This window comes from Sphingomonas bacterium, assembly GCF_028292945.1.
Lineage (GTDB): Bacteria > Pseudomonadota > Alphaproteobacteria > Sphingomonadales > Sphingomonadaceae > Sphingomonas.
On sequence record NZ_JAQGLJ010000098.1, the window covers coordinates 1 to 2,537 of the forward strand.

2 protein-coding genes are annotated in these 2,537 nt (G+C 73.3%); both read left to right on the forward strand.

From position 1 onward, the window contains the following. Positions 1 to 1,607, forward strand: a 1,607-nt coding sequence (locus JWN21_RS10895; protein WP_367182937.1) for a hypothetical protein, incomplete at its 5' end; no start/stop codon positions are given. 24 nt (positions 1,608 to 1,631) lie between these two features. After that, the gene (locus JWN21_RS10900; RefSeq protein ID WP_299649713.1) at positions 1,632 to 2,525 is read left to right on the forward strand and encodes a tyrosine recombinase; all 894 of its coding nucleotides are present in this window, start codon (positions 1,632 to 1,634) and stop codon (positions 2,523 to 2,525) included. The last annotated feature ends 12 nt before the right edge of the window (positions 2,526 to 2,537 follow it).

The following is a 2,537-nucleotide window of genomic DNA, read 5'->3' on the forward strand; positions in this document are numbered from 1 at the left end:
AGGCGTTGCCACCCGCGGCCGACCGGCCGCTGCCCGGTCCGACGCCCACTCCCACCCCCACGGGCACGCCCACGCCGGTTCCGATCGATCCGGCGACGCTCGCCTTTTACGAGCTGCCGCCATTCGCCCGGCGCGACACGGCCATGCTGGGGCCGTTGCGCAGTGCCGATGGCGGCTTTGCGGCGGATGCGTTCGGGCGCGCGGATGGGCCGTACCTCAGCACGCTGATGCGGCGTTTGTCGGCCCCGCTGCCGTCGCGTTGGCTGTCGATCACACTGCGACGGCTGCTCGTTTCGGAGCTTGCGACACCCGCTCATGCCGACGGCGCGGACTTCAGCGCCGAGCGCGCGTGGCTGCTGCTGCGCATGGGCGAGTCGGTCGGCGCCCGCGCGGTGGCGCAGGGTGTCGATCAGCCGGACTATACTCCCAAACTGTATCAGGTCGCGCTCAACACGCTGCTTGCCACGGCCGATCCATCGGGCATGTGCCCGCTCGCCGAGCGGGGCGCGGCAATCACGCGTGAGCGCGGCTGGGTGCTCGCGCAGGCGATCTGCGCTGGGCTGGGCGGGTCCCAGACCCAGGCGGCGGCGCTCATCAAGCAGGCACGCAACCGCCGCACCGCGCGCGGCGTCGACCTGCTGCTCGCGCAGAAGGTCATCGGTGCCGGAGCAGGCGGGCGCGAATCGATCACGGTGGAATGGAACGGCGTCGACGAGCTGACGGCGTGGCGCTTCGGCCTGGCGACCGCGACGGGTGTCGCCATTCCGGATGAGCTGATGGCGGGCACGGGCGCGCAGGTCCGCTATTGGCAGGCGCTGTCGCCGGCGGTCGCGCCGGAGGTCAGGCTTGCGTCCGCAGAGGCGGCGGCGGCGCAGGGCGTGCTGTCGAGCGCCGCGCTGGTCGACCTGTACGGGCTGCTGCGCGGCGGTGACGACACCGCCCCGGCGACCGACACGGCGGCGGACGATCTGCGTCAGGCCTATACCGCGCGCAGTGCCGATGCGCGGCAGGAGGCGATGCGGCGGCTGTGGGGTGCCGCCGGCCGGACGCCATATCCCCGTCTGCTGCTGACCGCCCGCGCGGCGGCGCGGCTACCCGCCCGCGCGGAGCAGGACGACGCAGATCGCCTTGTCGCCTCGATGCTGTCGGCGGGGCTGGATCGCGCGGCGGTGCGCTGGCGACCATATCTGGACGCCAGCGGCGATGGCTGGGCGATGCTGGCGCTCGCCGATCCCGATCTGCGCGGCCAGCTGAGCTACTCGGCGCTGGCGCGCTATGCCGGCACCGGCGATGCCGCGCACAAGCAGCGGTTGCTGTTCGCCGGGCTGGCGGGACTCGGCCGGCTCTCGCCCGAGGACATCGAGCGGGCGGCGCAGGCACTGGACGTGCGCATCGGCGCGCAGAACAGCTGGACCCAGGCGCTCGATCGCGCCGTCGCGGCGGGCGAGGCGGGTACGGTCGTGCTGCTCGCGGGCATTGGCCTGCAAACCGCCGACTGGCGCGGCGTCCCGCCCTCGTCGCTGTTCCGAGTGGTCAGCGCCTTGCGCGCGGTAGGGCTGGAGGGCGAGGCGCGGATGATCGCCGCCGAGGCGTTGGCACGGGCGTGATCGCTACTGCGCGGCTCCATTGAGATGACGGCGCTTTCCGACCACGCGCTCATCGACCGGTTCCTGGAGATGATGGGAGCCGAGTCGGGCGCCGCGCGCAACACCTTGGCGGCGTACCGCAGCGACCTGCAGCTCGCATCGGCGACGCTGGACCGCGGCCTGGCCGCCGCCGACGCGGTGGCGCTGCAGCGGCTCGGCGACGGCTGGACGTCGCTGGCGCGCGCGACGGTTGCGCGCAAGGCGGCGGCGCTGCGGCGGTTCTATGCGTTCCTCGCGGACGAGGGGCATCGTGCCGACGATCCGGGCGCGGCGCTGCCGCGGCCAGGCGCGGGGCGCTCGCTGCCCAAGACCTTGAGCCATGCCGACGTCGACCGACTGTTCTCCGCTCTGGCCGAACGCCTCGCGCGGGTGCCGGTGGCCCCGCTGGACCTCCGGCTCGCGGCGCTGGTCGAGCTGCTCTACGGGTCGGGACTGCGCGCAACGGAGCTGGTGTCGTTGCCCCGTCAGGCCATCAATCCCGATCGGCCCTACACGATCGTCAAGGGCAAGGGCGGGCGTGAGCGGCTGGTGCCGCTGTCGGATCGCGCGCGCGCCGCCGTCGCCGCTTGGCGCGCGCACGTCGCGGACGACCGGCCGTGGCTGTTCCCATCGGGCACGGCGCATCTGTCGCGCATTCGGCTGTATCAGCTGATCAAGGCGCTGGCGGCCGAGGCCGGCGTGCCCCCAGACCGGGTCAGCCCGCACGTGCTGCGCCATGCCTTTGCCACCCACCTGCTGGAGGGCGGCGCGGACCTGCGGGTCGTCCAGACCCTGCTCGGCCACGCCGATATCGCGACCACCCAGATCTATACCCACGTCGCCGGCGACCGCCTGCGCGAGGTGGTGGAGACCAAGCACCCCCTGGGCCGGAAGTCATAGGGAGGCGATGCG

Excerpts from the sequence above, each read along its gene's own strand:
- JWN21_RS10900 (WP_299649713.1), top strand. The coding sequence starts at position 1,632 with ATGACGGCGCTTTCCGACCACGCGCTCATCGACCGGTTCCTGGAGATG.